Origin of the sequence: Glutamicibacter sp. (assembly GCF_035257265.1) — a bacterium.
GTDB lineage: Bacteria > Actinomycetota > Actinomycetes > Actinomycetales > Micrococcaceae > Glutamicibacter.
The window spans coordinates 1-1849 of sequence record NZ_DATEXC010000029.1; the positions used below are offsets into that span (position 1 = coordinate 1).

1 protein-coding gene is annotated in these 1849 nt (G+C 59.5%); it reads right to left on the reverse strand.

Annotation, left to right across the window (positions count from 1 at the left end; all coding sequences use genetic code 11):
• Positions 1-67: 67 nt before the first annotated feature.
• Positions 68-1351 (reverse strand): IS91 family transposase, encoded by a 1284-nt coding sequence (locus VJ369_RS06945; RefSeq protein ID WP_324091364.1) that lies wholly within the window; start codon positions 1349-1351, stop codon positions 68-70.
• Positions 1352-1849 lie beyond the last annotated feature (498 nt).

Genomic DNA, 1849 nt, shown 5'->3' on the forward strand with positions numbered 1-1849 from the left:
GAACTTAGCGCCCTCTGGGCGGACTCTTCTCATCTATGACGTGCCAGACGCTTCCCCGACTGCGTCCTCACACCCGCAGTTCTGCCAGCATTAGCTGTGTCATGGGCTGTTCCCTCTCCCCGTCTGCTCCCGCTCCCGGGGGGCTACCTCGGCACGGACCGTAACGCCCATGCTTGGTCGCCTGCACCTCGTCATAGACCACACCGTAACGTGGGTGCCACACCTGCCAGAGCAGCATCTCCCTGCCGCAACGTGCACACCGCAACGGATCCCGCCCGGTACTGGCCAGCACACGCTCACGATAGGTCTTCCGCGCCGCAATGCGATACGTCCCCTTGATCAGCCGACCCAGCGCCACCATCAACGCTGTGAGCACCACCTTCACCTTCTTGGCTTTGCATGTGGCATGCAGACCATAATAGCGAATGCGATGGAACCCTTTGGGCAGGATATGTTGCACCATCCGACCGATGAAGGTCAGCGCCGGAATCTCCTCCTCCTGACGTTGCTTGGTCTTGTGATCGTTATACCAATACCGCACCCGTTGCCCATCGTAGCTCAGGATGCGTCGGAGGGAGATCGGGGGACTCACCACGTATTTCGCCAGGTAGTACGCCAAACCTTCCCCGCCAGCTGGCACCTTCCCCTCCTCCAAGTACGCCACCAAGCCCCGGGCATACTTGCGCCACAAGACGTCGATCTTGGCTTTGATCGCTCGCGTGCCCACTCGCTGCTTCAGCATGGTGAAGAGGTGATATTGCCACTTCTTGTGCAACACCGTGAAGGGGAAGTAGTCCACTTCTCGCCACTTTTGCTGCGGTGTCACCCCGCCTGAGGTCATCACGATATGCAGATGCGGGTTCCAATGGCCGGCGCGACCCGCCGTCTCCAGCACCACCACGTAGCCTGCCTCCAGCCTGACCTTCTTGAACCACGATAGAGCATCGCTCAACATCGCGACCCCACACTTCATCAAGTCCGCTAACAGGGTTCGATGCCGATAAAACTCGAGGTGCAGCGCATCGGGCATGGTCAAGACCACGTGGCGATACGACACGCCTTCATAGAGCGTCCGCCCGATGTGGGCCACCCACTCATCCACGTACACCTTGCAGCAGGAGAGGCAAAAGCTGCTCTTACAGCTGAACGCCACCCGTTTCTCTTCCAGGCAGTGCGGGCACAGGTACGTCGTATAGCCCGCCTCCAGGGTGCCACAGCCGAGCATTTTGTCGATCACGGCCTGCACGTGGCGATCCTGGTAGCGCGGATGGCGCTGTTGGAAGGGCCCCCAGTAATCACGGAAGATCTGCTTGAAGGTGTCTTTGTCGACCCGCTGTCTGTTGTGTGCCATGGGAGGTGGCTATACCACACCCTGCCACCCGGGTCCACCTGCTTGTCCTCACTGCCCTGTGCCCCTCCCTGGTCTCTGGAGAGAGGAGAACAGGGGCAGCAAAAAAGGAAATTCTTATACGCTCCAGTTAGAACCAGACGCGGGTGAGGAGCAACACACTTAGACCGTTGGCGACGATCGCCGCAACCAACAGGAGCGAGAGCGGATGTCCAATCAAAGGCACAGGGCTCAGGGTGTCTTGACTTATAGGCGCCTTGGCCTTCAATGAGGCAGTGGATGCCGCCGTGTCGAGCGCCTCTTGGAGGTTCGCCCCCTTGTTGTCCAGTGAGGCATCAGGCTCATCCGCTCCCCTCCCTTATCACTGCAAGAAGGTCTCCCTATCGAAAGCGACGTTTCGTTTGCGCAGGTCATAGACGGCGCGGGCCAGCGTCTGGGCCAGGAGAGTCAAGGCTTTCCCCTTGCCGTGTTTTTTCTCCAAGCGGGCGAGGTATTTCTGGG